This is a genomic window from Ruegeria discodermiae, from assembly GCF_030758345.1.
Classification (GTDB): domain Bacteria; phylum Pseudomonadota; class Alphaproteobacteria; order Rhodobacterales; family Rhodobacteraceae; genus Ruegeria_C.
This window is the reverse complement of sequence record NZ_JAVAMO010000047.1, coordinates 1-3,025: the sequence shown is the minus strand read 5'-3', so window position 1 is coordinate 3,025 and position 3,025 is coordinate 1. Positions and strand designations below refer to the sequence as shown.

Annotated in this window: 2 protein-coding genes; both read right to left on the bottom strand. The window is 61.2% G+C overall.

Annotated elements, in window-relative coordinates:
- Window positions 1-1,449 (bottom strand): NAD(P)(+) transhydrogenase (Re/Si-specific) subunit beta (locus tag Q5Y75_RS28245; RefSeq protein ID WP_306203623.1); only part of this gene is annotated, 1,449 nt, incomplete at its 3' end.
- Window positions 1,450-1,462: 13 nt separating this feature from the next.
- Window positions 1,463-3,025: Re/Si-specific NAD(P)(+) transhydrogenase subunit alpha (locus Q5Y75_RS28240; protein ID WP_306203622.1), on the bottom strand; the 1,563-nt coding region annotated here is incomplete at its 5' end.

Sequence of the window (3,025 nt, the reverse complement as noted above, 5' to 3'; positions counted from 1 at the left end):
GATCATGGGCAGCAGTTTGTCGAGCGACGCCTTGGCATCGCCGTAGAACATCCGCGTGTTCTCCTTGAAGAAGAGCGGGTTCTCGATGCCCGAATAGCCGGTGCCCTGCCCACGCTTGGAGACGAAGACCTGCTTGGCCTTCCAGCATTCCAGAACCGGCATGCCGGCGATGGGGCTGTTGGGATCGTCCTGTGCGGCCGGGTTCACGATGTCGTTCGAGCCAATCACGATGGCGACGTCCGTTTCGGGGAAGTCTTCGTTGATCTCGTCCATCTCCATCACGATGTCATAGGGCACCTTGGCCTCGGCCAGCAGCACGTTCATGTGACCGGGCAAACGGCCCGCCACCGGGTGAATGGCGAAACGCACATTCTTACCCGCTGCACGCAACTTGCGAACCAGCTCAGAGACCGCCTGCTGTGCCTGCGCCACCGCCATGCCGTAGCCGGGGATGATGATGACACTGTCGGCATCGTTCAGCGCTGCGGCCACACCGTCAGCCTCGATCGCGATCTGCTCGCCCTCCACGGCCATCTGCTCACCCTGCGGGCCGCCAAAGCCGCCCAGGATCACGCTGACAAAGTGACGGTTCATCGCCTTGCACATGATGTAGGACAGGATCGCACCGGAGGAGCCCACCAGCGCACCCACAACGATCAGCAGATCGTTGCCCAGCGAGAAACCAATCGCCGCCGCGGCCCAGCCCGAGTAGCTGTTCAGCATCGACACCACCACCGGCATATCGGCACCGCCGATACCCATGATCAGGTGATAGCCGATGAACAGCGCCGCCAGCGTCATCAAGAACAACGGAAAGAAGCTGCCCGAACTGGTGTACCAGACCAGACAGATCAGCGAGAGCGCGGCAGCGCCTGCGTTCAGCATATGCCCGCCGGGCAGTTTGGTTGCCGCCGAGGTCACTTTACCTGCCAGCTTGCCATAGGCAATGACCGAGCCGGTAAAGGTAATCGCACCGATGAAGATACCCAGGAACAATTCCACATGCAGGATCGCAAGCTCTGCCGAGGTTTTCTTTGCGATCAGCTTGGCAAAGGCACCCAGATCGGACAGGTCGGCCTCATGCGCGGCATCAACAACCGCCATCACTTCGGCGACGTTCTTGATCTCGAAATGCGCGTTGAAGCCGACGAAAACAGCCGCCAGACCCACAAGCGAGTGCATCGCGGCCACTAGCTGCGGCATCTCGGTCATTTGCACACGCTGCGCCACATAGACACCAATGGCACCGCCACCGGCAATCAGCAGAAGCGACAGCAGCCAAAGGCCCGAACCGGGCCCGATCAGCGTGGCGAAGACCGCCAGCGCCATGCCGACGATCCCGTACCAGACCGCGCGCTTGGCGCTTTCCTGGTTGGACAGCCCGCCAAGGGACAGGATGAAGAGAACAGCCGCAACGACATAGGCGGCAGTAGTAAAGCCAAATTCCATCTCTCGGCCCCCCTTAGGATTTCTGGAACATGGCGAGCATGCGCCGTGTGACGAGGAAACCGCCGAAGATGTTGATCCCGGCCATGAAGACAGACAGGCCCGCCAGCAGGATCACCAGGAATGAACCCGACCCGATCTGCATCAGCGCGCCCAGAATGATGATCGACGAGATCGCGTTGGTCACCGCCATCAGCGGCGTGTGCAGGCTGTGCGCCACACCCCAGATCACCTGGAAGCCGACAAAGACGGCCAGCACGAAGACGATGAAATGCTGCATGAAGCTTGCCGGTGCGATCAGGCCTACCAGCAGCGTCAGCAAGCCACCAACGGCCAGCAGCGTGACCTGCTGCTTGGTCTGGGCCTTGAATTCGGCCACTTCCTTGGCGCGTTTTTCTTCCGGGGTCAGTTCCTTGACTTCCGGTTTCTTCTGCGCCGCGATTGCCTGTACCTTCGGCGGCGGCGGCGGGAAGGTGATCTCACCCTGATGGGTCACGGTCGCGCCGCGGATCACGTCATCTTCCATGTCATGATTGACCTGACCGTCCTTCTCGGGCGTCAGATCGGCCATCATGTGGCGAATATTGGTGGCATAAAGCGTCGAGGCCTGCGCCGCCATCCGGCTGGGGAAGTCGGTATAGCCGATGATGGTCACGCCATTGTCGGTCACGATCTTCTCATCAGCCACGGTCAGCTTGCAGTTTCCGCCCTTCTCGGCGGCCAGATCGACGATCACCGAGCCCGGCTTCATCGCTTCGACCATGTCCTTGGTCCAAAGCTCGGGCGCCTCGCGGTTGGGGATCAGGGCGGTGGTGATGACGATATCGACCTCGGGGGCCAGTTCGCGGAACTTGGCAAGCTGCGCTTCGCGGAACTCATCGGACTGCACCGACGCATAGCCGCCGGTTGCTGCGCCATCCTGCTGTTCTTCTTTGAAATCGAGATAGACAAACTCCGCGCCCATTGATTCGACCTGCTCGGCCACTTCGGGACGCACATCAAAGGCCAGCGTAATGGCCCCCAGCGAGGTTGAGGTGCCGATGGCGGCCAGACCGGCAACGCCCGCGCCGACGACCAGAACCTTGGCAGGTGGCACTTTACCAGCAGCAGTCACCTGACCGGTGAAGAAGCGGCCAAAGTTGTTGCCCGCCTCGATCACCGCGCGATACCCGGCGATATTGGCCATCGAGGACAGCGCGTCCATCTTCTGCGCCCGGCTGATGCGCGGTACCATTTCCATGGCGATCACGGTCGCACCCTTGGATTTGGCCGCCTCCATCCCTTCTTCGTTGCCGGCAGGATTGAAGAAGGAAATCAGCGTCTTGTCCTTGGTCAAGCGCTTGAGCTCGGTCGCGTCGGGCTGGCGCACCTTGGCGATGATGTCAGCCGCCTTCCAAAGCGCGGCGGCGGTCTTGATGACCTCGACCCCGGCTTCTTCGTAACTTGCATCCGAAAAACCGGCAGCCGCACCTGCGCCGCTTTCGATGGCGCAGTCAAAGCCCAGCTTTTGCAACTGACGCGCCGAGTCGGGCGTCATCGCAACGCGCGCCTCGCCGTCAAACTTCTCTTTTGGTGTGCC